At 60.6% G+C, this 19,862-nt stretch carries 20 protein-coding genes and 1 pseudogene; 8 read left to right on the forward strand and 13 right to left on the reverse strand.

Going from position 1 to position 19,862, the window contains the following annotated elements; all coding sequences use genetic code 11:
* Positions 1-61: 61 nt before the first annotated feature.
* From ureE to ACMXYH_RS03910, 5 genes are all read left to right on the forward strand, one after another.
* Entirely contained in the window at positions 62-562 is a 501-nt protein-coding gene (gene ureE, locus ACMXYH_RS03890; protein ID WP_134419875.1) for an urease accessory protein UreE, read from the forward strand.
* Complete coding sequence (locus ACMXYH_RS03895) at positions 559-1,233, forward strand: urease accessory protein UreF (RefSeq protein ID WP_415766354.1); 675 nt, start codon at positions 559-561, stop codon at positions 1,231-1,233. Before ureE ends, ACMXYH_RS03895 begins: the two co-directional genes overlap by 4 nt.
* 23 nt (positions 1,234-1,256) lie before the next feature.
* Complete coding sequence (gene ureG, locus ACMXYH_RS03900; RefSeq protein ID WP_008157381.1) at positions 1,257-1,871, forward strand: urease accessory protein UreG; 615 nt, start codon at positions 1,257-1,259, stop codon at positions 1,869-1,871.
* Positions 1,872-1,904: 33 nt separating this feature from the next.
* Positions 1,905-2,477: a HupE/UreJ family protein gene (locus ACMXYH_RS03905; RefSeq protein ID WP_129438924.1), complete on the forward strand. Its 573-nt coding sequence runs from the start codon at positions 1,905-1,907 to the stop codon at positions 2,475-2,477.
* A gap of 167 nt (positions 2,478-2,644) precedes the next feature.
* Positions 2,645-3,778, forward strand: a complete 1,134-nt coding sequence (locus ACMXYH_RS03910) for an AGE family epimerase/isomerase (protein WP_415766355.1) — start codon at positions 2,645-2,647, stop codon at positions 3,776-3,778.
* A gap of 101 nt (positions 3,779-3,879) precedes the next feature.
* On the opposite strand, the gene ACMXYH_RS03915 is transcribed toward ACMXYH_RS03910, so the two are convergent.
* A complete protein-coding gene (locus ACMXYH_RS03915; RefSeq protein WP_056746308.1) occupies positions 3,880-4,647 on the reverse strand; it encodes an SDR family oxidoreductase in 768 nt (255 codons plus the stop codon).
* 960 nt (positions 4,648-5,607) lie between these two features.
* Between ACMXYH_RS03915 and ACMXYH_RS03920 the strand changes: the two are divergent.
* Positions 5,608-6,569, forward strand: a pseudogene (locus ACMXYH_RS03920) (IS110 family transposase).
* A gap of 71 nt (positions 6,570-6,640) precedes the next feature.
* Here ACMXYH_RS03920 and ACMXYH_RS03925 read toward each other — a convergent pair.
* A complete protein-coding gene (locus ACMXYH_RS03925; protein ID WP_111449224.1) occupies positions 6,641-7,915 on the reverse strand; it encodes an Hsp70 family protein in 1,275 nt (424 codons plus the stop codon).
* Between the two features lie 299 nt (positions 7,916-8,214).
* Between ACMXYH_RS03925 and ACMXYH_RS03930 the strand changes: the two genes are divergently transcribed.
* A complete protein-coding gene (locus ACMXYH_RS03930) occupies positions 8,215-9,162 on the forward strand; it encodes a DnaJ C-terminal domain-containing protein (protein ID WP_129438904.1) in 948 nt (315 codons plus the stop codon).
* Between the two features lie 23 nt (positions 9,163-9,185).
* Entirely contained in the window at positions 9,186-9,491 is a 306-nt protein-coding gene (locus ACMXYH_RS03935; RefSeq protein WP_129438902.1) for a chaperone modulator CbpM, read from the forward strand.
* A 153-nt stretch (positions 9,492-9,644) separates the two neighbouring features.
* Here the strand turns inward: ACMXYH_RS03935 and ACMXYH_RS03940 are convergent, their stop codons facing one another.
* The 11 genes from ACMXYH_RS03940 to urtB all read right to left on the reverse strand — a co-directional run bounded on the left by ACMXYH_RS03940 (position 9,645) and on the right by urtB (position 19,780).
* Positions 9,645-10,772, reverse strand: a complete 1,128-nt coding sequence (locus tag ACMXYH_RS03940; protein WP_415766356.1) for a sensor histidine kinase — start codon at positions 10,770-10,772, stop codon at positions 9,645-9,647.
* A 138-nt stretch (positions 10,773-10,910) separates the two neighbouring features.
* Complete coding sequence (gene ureC / locus ACMXYH_RS03945; protein WP_415766358.1) at positions 10,911-12,611, reverse strand: urease subunit alpha; 1,701 nt, start codon at positions 12,609-12,611, stop codon at positions 10,911-10,913.
* Between the two features lie 153 nt (positions 12,612-12,764).
* Positions 12,765-13,073 carry an urease subunit beta gene (locus tag ACMXYH_RS03950; protein ID WP_008011171.1) on the reverse strand — a complete coding sequence of 103 codons (309 nt, stop codon included), beginning with the start codon at positions 13,071-13,073 and terminating at the stop codon, positions 12,765-12,767.
* Positions 13,073-13,606: a GNAT family N-acetyltransferase gene (locus tag ACMXYH_RS03955; protein ID WP_282481540.1), complete on the reverse strand. Its 534-nt coding sequence runs from the start codon at positions 13,604-13,606 to the stop codon at positions 13,073-13,075. The genes ACMXYH_RS03950 and ACMXYH_RS03955 overlap by 1 nt, the downstream gene beginning before the upstream one ends.
* A 6-nt stretch (positions 13,607-13,612) precedes the next feature.
* Complete coding sequence (locus tag ACMXYH_RS03960; protein ID WP_415766359.1) at positions 13,613-14,146, reverse strand: GNAT family N-acetyltransferase; 534 nt, start codon at positions 14,144-14,146, stop codon at positions 13,613-13,615.
* 9 nt (positions 14,147-14,155) lie between these two features.
* The gene (gene ureA / locus ACMXYH_RS03965; protein ID WP_415766360.1) at positions 14,156-14,458 is read right to left on the reverse strand and encodes an urease subunit gamma; all 303 of its coding nucleotides are present in this window, start codon (positions 14,456-14,458) and stop codon (positions 14,156-14,158) included.
* 156 nt (positions 14,459-14,614) lie between these two features.
* Positions 14,615-15,454 (reverse strand): urease accessory protein UreD, encoded by an 840-nt coding sequence (locus ACMXYH_RS03970; RefSeq protein WP_415766361.1) that lies wholly within the window; start codon positions 15,452-15,454, stop codon positions 14,615-14,617.
* A 43-nt stretch (positions 15,455-15,497) separates the two neighbouring features.
* Positions 15,498-16,196: an urea ABC transporter ATP-binding subunit UrtE gene (gene urtE, locus ACMXYH_RS03975; RefSeq protein WP_129438890.1), complete on the reverse strand. Its 699-nt coding sequence runs from the start codon at positions 16,194-16,196 to the stop codon at positions 15,498-15,500.
* A 133-nt stretch (positions 16,197-16,329) separates the two neighbouring features.
* Positions 16,330-17,202 carry an urea ABC transporter ATP-binding protein UrtD gene (gene urtD, locus ACMXYH_RS03980; RefSeq protein ID WP_056746276.1) on the reverse strand — a complete coding sequence of 291 codons (873 nt, stop codon included), beginning with the start codon at positions 17,200-17,202 and terminating at the stop codon, positions 16,330-16,332.
* Positions 17,199-18,278, reverse strand: coding sequence for an urea ABC transporter permease subunit UrtC (urtC, locus tag ACMXYH_RS03985; protein ID WP_046044782.1), 1,080 nt, complete (start codon positions 18,276-18,278; stop codon positions 17,199-17,201). Before urtC ends, urtD begins: the two co-directional genes overlap by 4 nt.
* A complete protein-coding gene (gene urtB / locus ACMXYH_RS03990; protein ID WP_415766362.1) occupies positions 18,278-19,780 on the reverse strand; it encodes an urea ABC transporter permease subunit UrtB in 1,503 nt (500 codons plus the stop codon). The genes urtC and urtB overlap by 1 nt, the downstream gene beginning before the upstream one ends.
* Positions 19,781-19,862 lie beyond the last annotated feature (82 nt).

Genomic DNA, 19,862 nt, shown 5'->3' on the forward strand with positions numbered 1-19,862 from the left:
TCACCCGATTGGCAAGCCCCTTGCTCTAGCCTAAGCATTGTCCATTGCTGGAAGCCTTCCGATGCTGGTGATTCATCGCAGAATCGACCCTCAACCCGTCTGGGCCGCCGAGTTGCACCTGACCTTCGAAGCCCGAAGCAAAAGCCGTTTGCGCTGTTTCAGTGCCGAGGGTGAAGACGTCGGGCTGTTTTTGGAGCGCGGTCAGCCACCGCTGCATGACGGCGAGTGTCTGCAAGCCGAAGACGGGCGCACCGTGCGCGTCTGCGCCCGGGCCGAGCAACTGCTACACGTCACCTGCGCCAATGCTTTCGAACTGACTCGCGCCGCCTATCACCTCGGCAACCGCCACGTTGCCCTGCAAGTCGGTGATGGCTGGTTGCGCCTGCTCGACGACTACGTGCTCAAGGCCATGCTCGAACAGCTTGATGCCAAGGTCGAAAACATCGAAGCGCCGTTCCAACCGGAACACGGCGCCTATGGCGGCGGCCATCATCATTCGCGCCACGGCGATGAAGACTTCAACTACCCGCCGAAACTGCACCAGTTCGGCGTACGGCTATGAACCCAGCCTGGGCGCTGTTGCGCCTGGCCAGTCCGCAGTTGCCGATTGGCGGTTACAGCTATTCCCAAGGCCTGGAAATGGCGGTGGATAACGGCCGCGTCAGCGACTCCAATAGCGCCCGTTGCTGGATCAGTGATCAGTTGCTGCTGAACCTGGCGCGCTTCGAAGCGCCGTTGCTGCTCGCCCATTGTGTGGCCGCCTTTGATGAAAACTGGGGTGAATTACTGCAACGCTGCGAAGAACATCGCGCCAGCCGGGAAACCCGCGAACTGCATCAGGAAAGTCGGCAGATGGGTTATTCGTTGCAGCAACTGCTCAACGGTTTGCCTGAGCTTGATGCACCGGCCCGCGCCTTTCTTGAACAACGTCCCGAGCCGCACCTGGCCCTCGGCTGGGCACTGGCCGCTCGCGCCTGGAATATCAGCCCGCAGGACGCACTGGCAGCATGGCTCTGGAGTTGGCTGGAAAACCAATTAGCGGTGCTGATGAAAACCCTGCCACTGGGCCAGCAAGCCGCGCAACGCCTGACCAGCGAACTGCTGCCGCTGCTGCAACAAGCCCAACAGAACGCCACCCGAATCAACCCCGAGCACTATGGCAGCGCCGCTTTCGGCCTGTCCCTGGCGTGCATGGCCCATGAGCGCCAGTACAGCCGTCTGTTCCGTTCCTAGGGCCTTTAAATTTGGAGAATCACATGAACACACAACCCCTGCGCGTCGGCATCGGCGGCCCGGTCGGTTCCGGCAAAACCGCTCTGACTTTGGCCCTGTGCCTGGCGCTGCGCGACCGCTACAACCTGGCGGTGGTCACCAACGACATCTACACCCGCGAAGACGCCGACTTTCTGGTGCGCAACGAAGCATTGGCGCCGGAGCGAATCATCGGCGTGGAAACCGGCGGCTGCCCGCACACGGCGATTCGCGAGGACGCCTCGATCAACCTTGAAGCCGTGGATCAACTGAACCGCCGTTTTCCGGGACTGGACCTGATTCTTGTGGAGTCCGGTGGCGACAACCTGTCCGCCACCTTCAGCCCGGAACTGTCCGACCTGACCATCTACGTGATCGACGTCTCGGCCGGCGACAAGCTGCCGCGCAAGGGTGGGCCCGGGATCTGCAAATCGGATCTGCTGGTGATCAACAAAATCGACCTCGCGCCATTGGTGGGTGCGTCGCTGGAGTTGATGGACAGCGACACCAAGCGCATGCGCAACGGCAAACCGTTCGTTTTCAGCAACCAGAAAACCGGCCTCGGCCTGGAAGAAATCATCGCCTTTATCGAACGCCAGGGCCTGCTGACAGCGGCGTGAACACGATCAACTTATCAACAAGGAAGCTTATCCATGACACTTAAACGCATTCTGGGCGCCATGGCCCTGCTGCTGACCCCGGCCATCGCCTTCGCCCACCCGGGGCATGGCGACAACGGTTTGATCGCCGGCATCAGCCACCCGATCGGAGGCCTCGATCACTTATTGGCGATGGTTGCGGTCGGTTTGTGGGCAGCGCAGCAGAAAGGCGCTGCACGCTGGGCGCTGCCGTGCACATTCGTCGGCATCATGCTGATCGGCGGGTTATTGGGGTTTAAAGGGCTGAACCTGCCAGCGCTGGAGAGCGGGATTGCGGCGTCGGTGCTGGCGCTGGGTCTGGCGGTGGCGTTGGCCGTGCGTCCGCCGTTGAGCCTGGCGGTTGCGGCAACCGCGTTGTTTGCGCTGTTCCATGGGGTGGCGCATGGCTTGGAATTGCCGGACATGTCTAGCCCTTGGGCGTATGCCACCGGTTTTGTCGCGGCGACAGCTGCGTTGCATGGGTTGGGTTACGCCGTCGTGCGGGTGTTGCCTCAAGCGGCGGCGCCATTGGTTCGACTGGCGGGTGCAGCGTCGGCGGCGACAGGTGTGTGGTTGCTGGCAGGCTGACTTTCTATCGCCTGCGAGGGCCTCATCGCGAGCAAGCTCGGCTCCCACATTGGAATGCGTACTCCTGTGGGAGCCGAGCTTGCTCGCGATAGCGGTCTGACAGACACCGCATCTCTCAGGCCTGATAACATGTCGCGCAATCAACCCTGCCGTGACGACGCCAGCCAATGCCACCTGTTTCCCGCTCCGCCTCCCCGCCTGAATTGACCGCTCTGTTTGCCTCGGTGCAACAGCACTTCCAGGACGTGATCGTGCCGCTCTGGCAAGGCCCCGGCTGGAATGCCGACATGGCGCTGCCCTATGAGGCGCTGGACGCCGGGCATCAACCGCTGCCGCCCCAACGCTACCGGGCCATGGCCTGCGCGCGGCAGCTCTACCTGTTTTCCAGCCTGATCGGCCAGGTACCGGCCGCCGAAGAGCGCGCCGCAGCGCTGTTCCGTTCCTTGCAGCAGCATTTCCACGATGCCGAGCATGGCGGCTGGTTCTATAGCGTCGACCCGCAGGGCGCGCCCCTGGATCAGCGCAAAGACCTCTACACCCACGCCTTCATCCTGTTCGCCTGCGCCCATTACTGGGACAAAGTCCGCGAGCCGCTGGTGGAATCGGTGCTCAACGCCGTACTGGAAGTGGTCGCACAGCGCTTTGCCACAGGCGACGGCCTGTACGAAGCCAGCCTCGACCGTGACTGGTCCTCGCTCGAGTCCGGGCCGCTGCAAAATCCCCTGATGCACTTGGCCGAAGCCTTCCTCGCCACGCTGTCGGTGCGCAAAGACGTCGCCGTGCAAGACGCGCTCGTCGAGTTATGCACAACGATGCAGAAGCGTTTTATCGACCCGCAACACGGTGTGTTGATGGAAAAACCGCTGGGCGCTGTGGATAACTGGTTTGAACCGGGGCACCAGTTCGAGTGGTATTTCCTGCTGGAATCATCTTCGTTGCTGCGCGGTTCGGCACTGCATGCTTCTCTGGAACGTGCTTTTGCGTTCACCGAACAACTGGGCGTCGATCAACACACCGGCGCCGTGCGGGCCATGCTCGACCTGGAATCGAACGGCCCGCCTCGGGACGCTACGCAGCGAATCTGGGCGCAGGCTGAATACCTGCGTGCCCTGACCTTGCGGCCAGACAGCGAGGCAGCGGTGCTGCACCAATTGCAGGCGTTGCAGCTGCGCTTTCTGCATGCGGGGGGCTGGTATGAGTGCCGTGACGAGAACGGTGACGTGACCCGTCGGGACATGCCGTCGACCACGCCTTATCACTTGGCAACCTGCTATCGCGGAATAGCCGACTATCTTCGTTGATTGGGCGATCGCCTTCGCGAGCAAGCCCGCTCCCACACTGGACCTGTGTTCGCAGGACTAATGTGGGAGCGGGCTTGCTCGCGAATGGCCGTTACGCGGTCTTAAGCCTTGGCATTACGCTCAATCGCAAACCCGCTCCACGTCTGGCTCACCGGCATCAACTCCAGGCTGTTGATGTTGATGTGCGCCGGAGCATTGAGCACCCAGAAAATGGTGTCGGCGATGTCTTGCGGCTGGATCGGCTCGGCACCGGCGTAGGTCGCGTTGTAACGCTCCTGGTCACCGGCGAAACGCACCAGTGAGAACTCGCTTTCGCACAGGCCCGGCTCGATATTGCTGACCCGCACGCCTGTACCTTGCAGGTCGCAGCGCAGGTTCAGGGAAAACTGTTTAACGAACGCCTTGCTCGCGCCATACACGTGGCTGCCCGGGTACGGGTAGTTGCCGGCGATGGAACCAAGGTTGACGATGCCGGCACCACGACCGTGAGCGATCAGGCGGGGCAACAACAGCCGAGTGCTGTACATCAGGCCTTTGATGTTGGTGTCGACCATGGTGTCCCAATCGTCGAGATCGCACTTGGGCGCCGGGTCAACACCCAGGGCCAGCCCGGCGTTGTTGATCAGCCCGCGCAGTTTGGCGAAGGACGGCGGCAGGTTGGCGATTGCCTCCTCCATGGCCTTGCGATCACGCACGTCGAGCACCAGGCCATGGACCTCGGTCTGCTTCGACAACTCGGCGCACAGCGCATTGAGGCGCTCTTCACGACGGCCGGTCAGCACCAGTTTCCAGCCGGCTTCGGCAAAACGACGGGCGCAGGCTTCACCAAAACCGGAGGTCGCGCCGGTAATAAACAGGGTGTTGGACATCGTGTTCTCCTTGCTTCGGCTGATCGACAGCCACTGGAATAGAAAATCAGCAGCCAGCATGCCCGGCCTTGCCCACAGCGGCAACTACCGCAGAAGCTGTACAAAAAACGATCAAACGTTGCCGCGCCTTACCTGCCGTGGCTTACAGCCATGTGCGCGCACCTTATCCACAGGCCGGTCCACAGTTTCCGGGGGCAAGTGGAAAAGCTGTAAGCCGCTGTGCACAAGGCTTTGCGGGCAAATTGGAAATTTTTTTGCTTGACCCTGGAACGCCGGCTGTGTAGCCCATGGCATTTTGCACGATTGACCCGCCATACCGACGATGGCGCCAAGCCAGCAACTACGGCCTTCAGCCGAGTCTTTCCAGAGTTTAACCACAGACTTATCCACAGGCAGCTCCAATCCATTTCGGCCTGTTTTCGTCACCAACAAAAAGGTTGACAAAGCCCGCTTGCGGTCCCGCAAAAACGCCTGATCAAAAAACAACCACAACTCTGCAAGCCACGGTTTAAAAGGCTTTCAGCCAGCTACTCCCACGTTATTCACAGCCAGCTCCACAGCAAACGGGGACAAGTCAAAACCGTGACAAAACAACTATTTGCAGCGGCTTTATGTCGCGCTTTGAGAGCTTGGCAAATTTGTTTTCCACAATTTGCCGAAAGCACACCACCGTCCTTGTGGGAGCGGGCTTGCTCGCGAATGCGGTGGCACATTCAGCATCAAAGTGACTGGAACGCCGCCTTCGCGAGCAAGCTCGCTTGTATGTTTAGACTTGAAGGGGTGGGCGGGACTAAAAGCTCGATTCTGACTCTGACCAGTACAGACCGTGGGAGACTTCTCGTCCCGCCCTTTCTACCCAAAGCGCCGATAAGGAATTCATCGGTAAAACCGACGATAGAGGCAAGCCAGCGCAACGGTAGACCCCGACAAGCTCTTAAACCCTAGCTCCGAGGATTCGTCATGACAATCCTTACTTCGCAGACGGTTGTTGGCATCGATATCGCCAAGGCTGAAATAGTTATCTATCGCTCCGACCTGCAAACCACTGACGCCATCAAGAACGATCGAACAGCCCTTAAACGCTGGCTTAAAACATTGCCCGCCCAAAGCGCTATCGCCGTTGAAGCCACCAACATCTACCACCTGGACACTGTCGAGTTGGCCCATGCGATGGGTCACCAGGTCTATGTCGTGGATGCTTATCGGGTGAGCAACTATCGCCGCGGCATCGGCCAGCGAGCCAAGAACGATCCCTGCGATGCCCGTCTGCTGGCGCGTTATTTGACGAACGAACAAGACGGACTGCGGATCTGGAGCCCGCCACCCAAGGCCTACACCTCGCTGAAAAGCCTGCTCCACAGGCGTGCAACGCTAATCCAGAACCATGCCGGTCTGATGCTGAGCTGGGCCAATGAACCCTTGTTGAAGAAAGTGCAGACCGCCCAGCAAAAGGCCTTCAAGCAAGCGGATCAGGCCATTCAGAAACTGCTGCGCAAGGTCTGCAAAGAGGCGGGTATTGAAGAGAATATCGACCGCTGCAAAGCCATCGAAGGGGTTGGCGAACTGACTGCAACCGGGTTGGCGACGACCTTTATGCGCGGTGATTTTGCCAATAGTGATGCGTTCATCGCGTTTCTAGGGATGGACCTTACGGTCGATGACTCCGGGAAGAAGAACGGCCCCCGGCACTTGACCAAAAAAGGGGATCCGGAAGTACGCCGGTTGGCTTACAACGCCGCAATGGCAGCCTGTCGCTCAGCTAAATGGAAACCGTTTTACGAGTCATATTTGGCAAGAGGCTTCTCGAAAACCCAGGCATTGGTGGCCCTTGCCCGGAAACTCTGCCGGGTGGCATTTGCCCTGATGAAAAATCAGAGCAAATACCAGCCGGCCTGAAGTTGCGGGGTTGCCCTGCAACATAGAATCTCCCACATTGGAATGCGTTCCCCTGTGGGAGCGAGCTTGCTCGCGATGGCCTCGCCGCAGTTTCAGGTCAATCCATGTTGCCGTAGCGCTTCATCGCTTCAATCGCCAAGCCACTGCCGATGCTGCCGAAGATGTTCCCTTCCACATGCCGCGCGTTCGGCAACATCGCCGAGACGCTGTTACGCAGTGCCGGAATCCCACTCGAACCGCCCGTGAAAAACACCGTATCCACCTGATCGACCCGCACGTTGGCGTCGTTCAGTAGCTGGGTCACGCTGTTGCGCACGCGCTCGAGCAGGTTGTCGATGGCCGATTCGAACAGTGCCCGGCTCAACTCCACGCTCAAACCCGGTTCGATGCGGTCCAGCGGCACATGGCGGCTGTCGGCGTGGGTCAGCTGGATCTTGGTTTCTTCCACTTCCATGGCCAGCCAGTGGCCGGCACGCTGGTCGATCAGCTTGAACAGGCGATCGATGCCGCCGGTGTCTTCGATGTCGTAGCGCATGCTGCCCAGCGCCAGGGTCGACTTCTGCGAATACACCGAGTTGATGGTGTGCCAGGTCGCCAGGTTCATGTGGTGGCTGGTCGGCATGTAAGCGCCGCTCTTCATCCGGCTACCGTAGCCGAACAGCGGCATCAGGCCTTGCAGGCTCAACTGCTTGTCGAAATCGGTCCCGCCGATGTGCACGCCGCCGGTGGCGAGGATGTCATCGTGACGGTTGTCGTGGGTACGGCGTTCAGGGGACAGACGCACCAGCGAGAAGTCTGACGTACCACCGCCGATGTCGACGATCAGTACCAGCTCTTCTTTTTCGATGGTCGACTCATAGTCGAAAGCCGCCGCAATCGGTTCGTACTGGAACGAAACGTCTTTGAAACCGATGGCGCGGGCCACGTCCACCAGGGTGTTTTCGGCTTCCTGGTCGGCCATTTCATCGTCATCGACGAAGAACACCGGACGACCGAGCACCACTTCATCGAACTCGCGACCGGCGGCGGTTTCGGCGCGCTTCTTCAGCTGGCCGATAAACAGTCCGAGCAGGTCCTTGAACGGCATCGCCGTGCCGAGGACGCTGGTGTCGTGCTTGATGAGCTTGGAGCCCAGCAGGCTCTTGAGCGAGCGCATCAACCGGCCTTCATAGCCTTCCAGGTACTCGTGCAGCGCGAGGCGGCCGTACACCGGGCGGCGTTCTTCCATGTTGAAGAAGACCACCGAAGGCAGGGTGATCTTGTCGTCCTCCAGCGCGATCAGCGTTTCCATGCCGGGGCGCAGCCAGCCGACGGTGGAGTTGGACGTGCCGAAGTCGATACCACAGGCACGGGCTGGAGATGCGTTTTTCATGTCTTTCGAGTTCCGGTTAAAAAACGGCCGCGCAGTGTATGTCAGTGCGGCGCAGATTCGAAGGCCGACTATCCGCTAAATCTCAGCGATTAGCGCCTTGATAAGACGCCCCGATGCCCCAAACTTGTCTGCATTGGGCCTGGCAGCCATCGGACGGTCGCAAGAACCGCCCACCGCTGCCGATATAAACTTCTGATGCGCTGCCCGGTCACAACCTTGAGATCGGTCAACCCGGCGGCTGCCAATAAGCGCATGCTGCCGGTGGTGGCGCGATATCGATAACGGATGGTGATCCTTAGATGGACTTCAAAGACTATTACAAGATTCTCGGTGTGGAACCGACCGCGGACGATAAGACGATCAAGGCCGCCTATCGCAAGCTGGCGCGCAAGTATCACCCGGACGTCAGCAAGGAAAAGGACGCCGAGTCCAAATTCAAAGACGCCTCGGAAGCCTATGAAGCGCTGAAAAGCGCCGACAAGCGCGCCGAATACGACGACTTGCGCAAATACGGCCAGCACGGCCAACCGTTCCAGGGCCCGCCGGGTTGGCAGGGTCGTGGCGCAGGCGGTTTCGGCGGTGGTCAGGACACAGGCGATTTTTCGGACTTCTTCAGTTCGATTTTCGGCAACCGTGGCCCTGGTTTTGGTGGTGGACAGTCGGGCCGTAGCGCCGGACGTCGAGGGCAAGACGTGGAAATGGAACTTGGGATTTTTCTGGAAGAAACCCTCTCGAACGAATCGAAGAAGGTCACCTTCCAGGTGCCGCAGTACAATGCTGCCGGCCAGCATGTCAGCAACACCAGCAAAAGCCTGAACGTGAAGATCCCGGCCGGCGTGACCGACGGCGAGCGCATCCGCCTCAAGGGCCAGGGTGCACCGGGCACTGGTGGCGGGGCCAATGGCGACTTGTTCTTGATCATTCGCTTTGCGCCGCACCCCAAGTTCGACGTCGAAGGCGAGAACCTGATCATTACCTTGCCGTTGGCTCCGTGGGAATTGGCGTTGGGCGCCGAAGTTGCCGTGCCGACCCTGACGGGCAAGATCAACCTCAAGGTTCCGGCCGGCAGTCAGAATGGCCAGCGCATGCGCGCCAAGGGCCACGGCTTGATGAACAAGGCCGGCCATCGCGGTTATCTGTTTGTACAACTCAAGGCCGTCATGCCTAACGCCTCGGACGACGAGGTCAAGGCGTTGTGGCAGGAACTGGCGAAAAAAGCGGCTTTCAACCCCAGAGAACACTTCTGATCCAAGAGACGGAGTAGCCCATCATGAGCAACCCCCTGATCGTTCAACTGGACATGGCAGAATTCTGTGAGGCGACCGACCTGTCGGACGTCTACGTGATCGAAATCGTCGAACACGGCATCCTCGAACCTCAGGGCAACCAGCCCAAGGATTGGCGTTTCAACGATTATGAGTTGGCGCTGGCCAAACGTGCCGCGAAGCTGCGGCACGATCTGGAGCTGGAATGGGAAGGCGTCGCCCTGGCGCTGGACCTGCTTGAAGAGGTCCAGCAACTGCGGGCCGAGAACCGCATGCTCAAGCAGCGGTTGGGGCGGTTGGTGGTTGAGTAATCGTTCTGATGCTTTTGTGTTACCTGGTCGGACGCTTTCGCGAGCAAGCCCGCTCCCACATTGGATCTCTGGCGTTCACAAATAATGTGTTCACAGGAGATCCAATGTGGGAGCGGGCTTGCTCGCGAAGAACGATGACGCGGTCTCCCTGCGTCACAACTTCCTGGGCAACACCACGGTAAACAGCGTGCCATCCGCCTCGCTGGAACTGACCTCGATCGTCCCGGAATGGGCGTTGACCACTTCCTTGACGATAAACAGGCCCAAACCGAGGCTGGTGGATGGCTGGCCCAGTTCTTCGTCGGCGCTGCGCACCAGTGGATCGAAGATCGTGCCGATAGCATCCTCGGGAATCGGCGCTCCGTAGTTATGCACCGTGAGGCGAACCGCGTCGGGTTCGCCGCTGAGGGTGACTGTCACATCGCGCTTGTTCAAACCATGCTGTAACGCATTACCGATCAGGTTTTGCAGGAGTTGACCAAGCCGTCCGGCATCCCAGACGCCTCGGGTATCTCCCTGCACGTTCACCGTCGGATCGCACTCCGGGTTACCGGCGCAGGCTTCGGCAATCGCCGTGTGCGTCGCATCGGCCAAGTCCATGGGCGCCGGTTCGACTGGCAGGCTCTTGCCCAGGCGACTGCGCACAAGCTCCAGCAAATCGCTGACCATCACCGCCATGTGCCGCGCGCCGCGCTTGATATTGATCGCGCAGGTCAGCGCATCGCCTTCTAGCGGTGCTTTGCGCAGCAGCAACTCTGTGGACATGCTGATCGCTTGCAGCGGCGCGCGCAGGTCGTGGCCGAGGATTGCCAGGAAAATATCCCGTGAGCGATTGACCTGCTCGGCATAGGCCGCCGTCGATTCGGCAAGCGCTTCATCGATGGCTTCGTTGAAGCGGATCATGTCCTGGAAATAGGCCAGGTCCGGCGATTCCAGGCTGTCGACCCACAGGCGAATCACACAGGCACGCAGGTGGCGGAATTCGCTGGTCATCTGCACCAGATCGAAACCCACGGTGTGGCGCAATTCACCATGGCTGGCGCCGGCTTCGTCCAGGCTTGGGGTTTTTTTCGGGCCTTCACCCTTGGCTTTGGCGAGCTGTTCGCTGGCGGTCTGGGGCTTGGTCATGTCCCGGGCGGCGGCGAGCAGAATCGCCCTGGCGTGGTCGCGCAAGGCTACTCGGTCCATGTTTTCGGCTGCCGGGGTGATGGTACTGGCGAACTGTTCCCATTCATCGACGATACGGTCTACGTGCTGGGCGATGAAATCACTGAGGCGCATGGGCGTTTACCTTAAGCGCAAAGGGCGGGTGAGGCATCTTAGCCCCATATCTGACGTTAGCGAATACTCCGGATGGCGCTCGAACCGGGGCAAATCCGACCTCAGGGCTGGTGCCGCTTGAAGTCGGGCCTTGCGGATTCAGAACAGGAAATACCGTTGGGCCATCGGCAGGGTTTCTGCCGGCTCACACCACAACAGCACGCCATCGGCCTTGACTTGATAGGTCTGTGGATCGACGTCGATGTTCGGCAGATAGTCGTTGTGGATCAGATCGGTTTTCTGCACCTCGCGGCAACCTTTGACCACTGCGATTTTCTTCTTCAAACCCAGGGCTTCGGGCAATCCGGCGTCCTGCGCGGCCTGACTGATGAAGGTCAGGCTGGTGGCATGCAGCGAGCCCCCGTAACTGGCGAACATCGGGCGGTAGTGCACCGGTTGCGGTGTCGGGATCGACGCGTTGGCATCGCCCATCAGGCTGGCGGCAATAGCGCCGCCCTTGAGGATCAGCGTCGGTTTGACCCCGAAGAACGCCGGGCGCCAGAGCACCAGGTCGGCCCATTTACCCACTTCGACCGAGCCCACTTCATGGCTGATGCCATGGGTGATCGCCGGGTTGATCGTGTACTTGGCGATGTAGCGTTTGGCGCGGAAGTTGTCGTTGCCTTCGCCATCACCGGGCAATGGGCCACGCTGTTTTTTCATCTTGTCGGCGGTCTGCCAGGTACGGGTGATCACTTCGCCAACGCGGCCCATCGCCTGGCTGTCGGAGCTGATCATCGAGAACGCACCGAGGTCGTGGAGGATGTCTTCGGCGGCGATGGTTTCGCGGCGGATGCGGCTTTCGGCGAAGGCTACGTCTTCGGCAATGCTTGGGTCCAGGTGATGGCAGACCATCAGCATGTCGAGGTGTTCGTCGATGGTGTTGCGGGTGAACGGCCGGGTCGGGTTGGTGGAACTCGGCAGCACGTTGGCAAAGCCGCAGGCCTTGATGATGTCCGGGGCATGGCCGCCACCGGCGCCTTCGGTGTGATAGGTGTGGATGGTGCGGCCCTTGAAGGCGGCGAGAGTGGTTTCGACGAATCCCGATTCGTTGAGCGTGTCGGTGTGGATCGCCACCTGCACGTCGTACTGGTCGGCGACGTTCAGGCAGTTGTCGATGCTCGCCGGCGTGGTGCCCCAGTCTTCGTGCAGCTTCAGGCCGATGGCGCCGGCCTTGACCTGCTCGATCAATGGCTCCGGCAGACTGGCGTTGCCCTTGCCGGTGAAGCCAATGTTCATTGGGAACGCATCAGCCGCCTGAAGCATGCGCGCCAGGTGCCACGGCCCGGACGTGCAGGTGGTGGCGTTGGTGCCGGTGGCCGGACCGGTGCCGCCGCCGATCATGGTGGTGACGCCGCTCATCAGCGCCTCTTCGATCTGCTGCGGGCAGATGAAGTGGATGTGCGTGTCGATGCCGCCCGCAGTGAGGATCATGCCTTCACCGGCGATGACTTCGGTGCTGGCGCCGACCGCGATGGTCACGTTCGGCTGGATGTCCGGGTTGCCGGCCTTGCCGATGGCGGCGATGCGGCCGTCCTTGAGGCCGACGTCGGCCTTGACGATGCCCCAGTGGTCGATGATCAACGCGTTGGTGATCAGCGTATCGACGACATCTGCGGCGAGTAATTGGCTTTGACCCTGGCCGTCGCGGATGACTTTACCGCCACCGAATTTCACTTCTTCGCCGTAGGTGGTGAAGTCCTTTTCCACTTCGATCCACAGCTCGGTGTCGGCCAGACGGACCTTGTCACCGACGGTGGGGCCGAACATGTCGGCGTAGGCTTGTCTTGAGATTTTCATGCGCTTGCCTTGAGATTCAATTGGATTTAAGACCGCTCGCATAGCTCGCTATCGCAGCCTCGCTCCGCTCGACAACTCCTACAGGGGACCGCGTTTTCCTGTAGGAGCTGTCGAGCGGAGCGAGGCTGCGATCTTTTGGGAGCGCCGCATCTTTCAGTCGAGGTCACCCATGATCCTGCCGGCAAACCCGAACACCCGGCGATGCCCGGCCAGGTCTACCAACTCGACTTCGCGGCTCTGTCCCGGCTCGAAGCGCACGGCGGTGCCGGCGGGGATGTTCAGGCGCATGCCGCGGCTGGCGGCGCGGTCGAACGTCAGCGCATCGTTGGTTTCGAAGAAGTGGTAATGCGAGCCGACCTGGATCGGGCGGTCGCCGCTGTTGGCCACTTTCAGGCTGAGGGTGCGGCGGCCAACGTTGAGTTCGATGTCGCCGGGCTGGATCTGGTATTCCCCAGGAATCATTAATGGGCTCCCTGGAGAATCTTGTAGTAGAGGGCGGTCGGCTTGTAGCGGCCGCTCGGGTCGCAGGCATAGTCGGGGATTTGGCCCGCTCGGGTGTAACCCAGCGCCTTGTAGAAGTCTTCGGCAGGGGAGCCGGCCTCGGTGTCGAGGTAGAGCATGCCGCGCTTGTGCTGGAGGGCGGCCGTTTCCAGCGCACTCATCAACTGTTGGCCCAGGCCCCGGCGACGCGCATGTTCACGCACCAGCAGTTTTTGCACTTCGGCGCGGTTCAGGCCATTGGCTTTCTGGCACAGGGTCAGTTGCACGCTGGCCTGTACTTGCTCGTCCTTGACCACCACCCACAGCAGCACGTTGCCCTTGTTCAGGTTCTCCTGGACATCATCGAAATAGGCTCGGGCCTGGGTGGCGTCCAGATTGGCCATGAACCCGACGCTGGCGCCATAGCCGACGGCGTCGAGCAGCAGATCAATCAAACCCTGACGATAGTGCGCAAAGCTTTCAACATTGACGCGGCGCAGTTGGGCGGCGTTCATGGGCAATTACTCCTTGTTAGCGGTCGGCGGTTCCGCGCCAGGATTAAGGATCAGTTGCATGAAAGTCAGGTCCAGCCAGCGACCGAACTTGGTGCCCACCTGGGGCATCTGCCCGGTCGTCACGAAGCCGGCTCGCTCATGCAGGCGAATAGAAGCTGCATTCCCGCTTTCGATGGCGGCGACCATTACGTGCTTGTCGCAACCTTTGGCGCGCTCGATCAACGCGGTCATCAATTGCGGGCCGAGACCATTGCCACGCTGGTCGCTGCGCACGTAAACCGAGTGCTCGACGGTATGGCGGAAACCGTCGAACGGTCGCCAGTCACCAAATGAAGCGTAGCCCAGCACCGTGTTGTCGCCGTCGACGATCACCAAAATCGGGTAGCCCTGGGATTGCCGGGCGCTGAACCAGGCCTGGCGGTTACCCAAATCCACGGCCTGTTCGTTCCAGATGGCCGTGGTGTTGAGCACGGCGTCGTTGTAGATGTCGCGGATCGCCGGCAAGTCGGCATGCGCTGCATCGCGGATGTGGTAAGTCATGGCGCGGCCTCAGGCGATCGGTTGGTGAACGGTGACCAGTTTGGTGCCGTCGGGAAAGGTCGCTTCGACCTGGATCTCCGGGATCATTTCCGGGATGCCTTCCATCACTTGTTCGCGGCTGAGCAGGGTGGTGCCGAAGTGCATCAGCTCGGCCACGGTGCGGCCGTCACGGGCGCCTTCGAGCAGCGCGGCGGAAATGTAGGCAATGGCTTCCGGGTAGTTGAGTTTCACGCCGCGCGCCAAACGCCGCTCGGCCACGAGGCCGGCAGTGAAGATCAGCAGCTTGTCTTTTTCGCGTGGGGTCAGGTCCATCGTTTGGAATCCATCTGGGCAGATAAAGTTATTGGATCTGTGAATACAAAACCTGTGGGAGCGGGCTTGCTCGCGAATGCGGTGTGTCAGGCGACATTAATGCTGACTGACACACCGCATTCGCGAGCAAGCCCGCTCCCACATTTGTATCGCATTTCAGGTGCTCCATATTCTGGGTGGGACCGCTTCCCGGCCAAGTAACACCGGCCTGAGCAATCGCCACAAATCAATCAGCCAGCCCCGCGCCAGCAGCGCTTCACTGGCCAGGCACCGTGCAATCAGAAGCCCCGGCAATTGCGTCAGATCTCCGCGCACCTCGTTGGGCAGAGCACGGCACCTCTCCAGCAATTCACTATCAACCTCCCCAGTCACCCACAACGTCGCAAACACCGGTTGCCCATCCAGGCCAATCGGCGAATCAAGCAAACCATCGCCCCCGACAATGCGCTGGCGTTCATGCCAGAGCAACTGACCGTCGCGGCGGATGTCCAGCTGCGCCTGAAAATGGCCGAGGTCGAAACGCTCGCCGCTGGCCGGCCTGCCCAGCGCCACAACGTCCCAGTAAAACAACCGAGCATCGCCTTCCAGATCAATCGAAGTGCTGAGCTCTGCCTGGGCGTCGCTGAAGATAATCGTCTCTTGCGGCAGCCATTCCAGTGTCGCGCCGGCAGCTACTTTCAAATCCAGCTGCTGATAAGCGGGCCCCGCTGCGCGATACCACTTGGCCGCGCCGGGGCTGGTGATTTGCGCCCAGGCATCGCGGCCGACACTGGCCGAGATGTCCAGCCGATCACCCCCGGCAATCCCGCCGGGCGGGTGGACGATGATGTGCTGGCAAACCTCCGGCCCTTCGGCATACAGGTGCTTCTGCACCCGCAGAGGGCCTTTGTGCCGGCGCTGTATCGGGCGCGTACTGTCGCCGAATCGGGCGTAGCCGAGTTCCAGCTCGGCGTGCCAGCTCGGGGTAAACAGGGCAGTGGGAACAGGTAAATTCATGGCTTCTAATTATCGTTGGGACGCTACAGATTAGATCGTAGCCTTATATCGTAACCAGACCGCGTACACCCTCGGCCTCCATATTTTCGCCGCGACCCTGTTGCACGATTTCGCCCCGGGACATCACCAGATACTGATCGGCCAGTTCGGCGGCGAAATCATAGAACTGCTCCACCAGCAAAATCGCCATATCACCACGGGCCGCAAGCTTCTTGATCACCGCGCCGATTTCCTTGATCACCGATGGCTGGATGCCTTCGGTGGGCTCGTCGAGAATCAGCAGGCGTGGACGGCTGGCCAACGCTCGGCCGATCGCCAATTGCTGCTGCTGGCCACCGGACAAGTCACCGCCTCGCCGCTGCTTCATCTGCAGCAGCACCGGAAACAGCTCGTAGATGAACGCCGGGACTTCCTTGGCTTCAGCACCGGGAAATCGCGACAGGCCCATCAACAGGTTTTCTTCCACGGTCAGCCGGCCGAAAATTTCCCGACCCTGAGGCACGTAAGCGATCCCGGCGTGAACCCGCTGGTGTGGCTTGAACGTGGTAATCGGTTTGCCTTCCCAGTTCACCGCGCCTTCTTTGGCCGGCAACAAACCCATCAGGCACTTGAGCAGGGTGGTCTTGCCGACGCCGTTACGGCCGAGCAGGCAGGTGACTTCGCCGACCTTCACGTCAAACGTCAGGCCGCGCAGGATGTGACTACCGCCGTAATACTGGTGCAGCTTGTCGACTTGCAGCATCTTTAAATTCTCCTCAGTCCCCTGTGGGAGCGGGCTTGCTCGCGAAGGCGGACTCACATTCAACATATGAGTTGACTGACACACCGCTTTCGCGAGCAAGCCCGCTCCCACATAGAGCAGTCCTCAACTGGCCTTAGCGGCCGAGGTACACCTCGATCACGCGCTCGTTGTCCTGCACCTGTTCCAGCGACCCTTCGGCCAGCACGCTGCCCTGGTGCAACACGGTGACGTGGTCGGCGATGGAACCGACAAAGCCCATGTCGTGTTCCACCACCATCAGCGAATGCTTGCCCGCCAGGCTCTTGAACAATTCGGCGGTGAACTCGGTCTCGGCGTCGGTCATGCCCGCTACCGGCTCGTCGAGCAGCAACAGCTGCGGGTCCTGCATCAGCAACATGCCGATTTCCAGAAACTGCTTCTGACCGTGGGACAACAAGCCCGCCGGTCGATTGACCGACGTGGTCAGGCGAATGGTCTCCAGCACTTCGCTGATGCGATCTTTCTGTTCGCCACTCAGGCGAGCCCGCAGGCTGGCCCACACCGATTTGTCGGTTTTTTGCGCCAGCTCCAGGTTTTCAAAAACGCTCAAGGCTTCGAACACTGTCGGCTTCTGGAACTTGCGACCGATGCCGGCCTGGGCGATTTGCACTTCGCTCATCTGCGTCAGGTCGAGGGTTTCACCGAACCAGGCCTTGCCGTGACTGGGGCGAGTCTTGCCGGTGATCACGTCCATCAGCGTGGTCTTGCCCGCGCCGTTGGGGCCGATGATGCAGCGCAATTCGCCGACGCCGATGTACAGGTTCAGATCGTTCAGCGCCTTGAAACCATCGAAGCTGACGCTGATGTCTTCAAGCGTCAGGATCGTGCCGTGGCGCGTATTCAGGCCGGGGCCGACGCGTTGACCGAGGCCGATGGCGTCGCGGCTGCTGCCGGCGTCCCGGTTGGGTTCCAGTGGCGGAAAAAACGCCGGTTCGAGCATGAATTCAGCCGTCGCAGTCACTCTCATTGCTCACCCCTTTTTTTCAGCAAACCGATCACGCCTTTGGGCAGGTACAAGGTCACGACGATGAACAGCGCACCGAGGAAGAACAGCCAGTATTCCGGGAAAGCCACGGTGAACCAGCTCTTCATCCCGTTGACCACGCCGGCGCCGAGCAACGGGCCGATCAGCGTGCCGCGACCACCCAGCGCCACCCACACGGCGGCTTCAATGGAATTGGTCGGTGACATTTCGCTCGGGTTGATGATGCCGACTTGCGGCACGTACAGCGCACCGGCCAGGCCGCACAACACCGCGCTCAAGACCCAGACAAACAGCTTGAAACCGCGTGGGTCGTAACCGCAGAACATCAGGCGGTTTTCCGCATCCCGCAGGGCGGTCAACACGCGACCGAACTTGCTCTGCGCCAGGCGCCAACCAATGAACAGGCTCGCCACCAGCAACACCACCGTGGCGAAAAACAGCACCGCACGAGTGCCCGGTTCGGTGATGCCAAAGCCAAGAATGGTGCGGAAGTTGGTAAAGCCGTTGTTGCCGCCAAACCCGGTTTCGTTGCGGAAGAACAGCAGCATCCCGGCAAAGGTCAGGGCTTGGGTCATGATCGAGAAATACACGCCCTTGATCCGTGAGCGGAAGGCGAAGAAGCCGAATACCAGCGCCAGCAACCCCGGCGCCAGCACCACCAGACACATCGACCAGAGGAAACTGCTGGTGCCGGTCCAGTACCACGGTAATTCAGTCCACGAGAGGAACGTCATGAACGCTGGCAAGCCATCGCCCGACGCTTGGCGCATCAGGTACATGCCCATCGCATAACCGCCGAGGGCGAAGAACAAGCCGTGGCCGAGGGACAACAGGCCGGCGTAACCCCAGACCAGATCGAGGGCCAGCGCGACAATCGCGTAGCAGAGAATCTTGCCTACCAACGTCAGCGTGTAAGCCGAGACGTGAAACGTGCTGTCCGGCGACAACAACGACAGCAACGGCAACGCCAGCAGCAGAACGAGGATCACCGCGCCAACGGCGATCGTGACTTTGGGGCCGGCCTTTTGTGTGGCCGTGAGCATCAGAGGCTGATTCATCAGTCGATCACCCGTCCTTTCAGTGCGAAGAGGCCTTGCGGACGTTTCTGGATGAACAGAATGATCAGCGCGAGGATCAGGATCTTGCCGAGCACGGCACCGATCTGCGGTTCGAGAATTTTGTTGGCGATGCCGAGGCCGAACGCGGCGAGCACACTACCGGCCAGCTGACCGACACCACCGAGCACCACTACCAGGAACGAGTCGATGATGTAGCTTTGGCCGAGGTCCGGGCCGACGTTGCCGATCTGGCTGAGGGCTACGCCACCGAGTCCGGCAATGCCTGAGCCGAGGCCGAAGGCGAGCATGTCGACACGCCCGGTTGGTACGCCGCAGCAAGCGGCCATGTTGCGGTTCTGGGTGACGGCGCGCACGTTCAAACCGAGGCGCGTCTTGTTCAGCAGCAACCAGGTGAGCACCACCACAAACAGCGCGAAGGCAATGATGACGATGCGGTTGTACGGCAGCACCAGATTCGGCAGCACTTGAATCCCGCCCGATAGCCACGCCGGGTTGGCCACTTCGACGTTCTGCGCACCGAACACCAATCGCACCAGTTGAATCAGCATCAGGCTGATGCCCCACGTGGCGAGCAGGGTTTCCAATGGACGGCCATAGAGGTGGCGAATCACCGTACGTTCCAGCGCCATGCCGATGGCGGCGGTGACGAAAAACGCCACCGGCAACGCGATCAGCGGGTAGAACTCGATGGCTTGCGGGGCGAAGCGCTGGAACATCAGCTGCACCACGTACGTCGAGTACGCGCCGAGCATCAGCATCTCGCCGTGGGCCATGTTGATCACGCCGAGCAGGCCGAAAGTGATCGCCAGACCGAGTGCGGCAAGCAACAGGATCGAACCGAGGGACATGCCGCTGAAGGCTTGGCCGAGGATCTCGCCGATCAGCAATTTGCGTTTGACCTGAGCGAGGCTGGTTTCGGCAGCGGTGCGTACGCCGGCGTCGGCTTCGACACCAGGTTGCAGCAGGCTTTCGAGGCGGGTGCGAGCCAGTGGGTCACCGGTTTCACCGAGCAGACGCACAGCGGCAAGGCGCACGGCCGGGTCGGTGTCGACCAGTTGCAGGTTGGCCAAGGCAAGGCTCAGGGCGGCGTGAACGGTTTCGTCTTTTTCGCCAGCCAGTTGCTGGTCGAGAAATTTCAACTGTGCCGGTTTGGCGCTTTTCTGCAATTGCTGCGCGGCGGCCAGGCGGGTTTTGGCGTCAGTGGCGAGCAATTGGTGGCTGGCCAGTGTGGTGTCGATCAGACCCCGCAGGCGGTTGTTCAGGCGCAGGGTTTTCGGTTGGCCGTCGACGGTCAGCTCGCCTTGTTGCAGGGCGTTGATCAGCTCGATACGGGCCGGATCGGGCTGCGCGGCCCAGGCTTCCAGAAGCTTGGCTTGCTGCACGGGATTGGCCGCGACGAAGTCTTCGGCGTCGCTGGCAAAAGCAGCCATCGGTAAAAGCAATGCGATGACCAGGAAGAAGCGGTAAAGGGCGGTGGGCATATGTATGGCCTTGCGCGGACTAAATGTGGGAGCGGGCTTGCTCGCGAATGCGGTGTGTCAGTCACATTAATGTTGGATGTGC

The sequence above is a fragment of the Pseudomonas frigoris genome (assembly GCF_047758635.1).
Lineage (GTDB): Bacteria > Pseudomonadota > Gammaproteobacteria > Pseudomonadales > Pseudomonadaceae > Aquipseudomonas > Aquipseudomonas frigoris.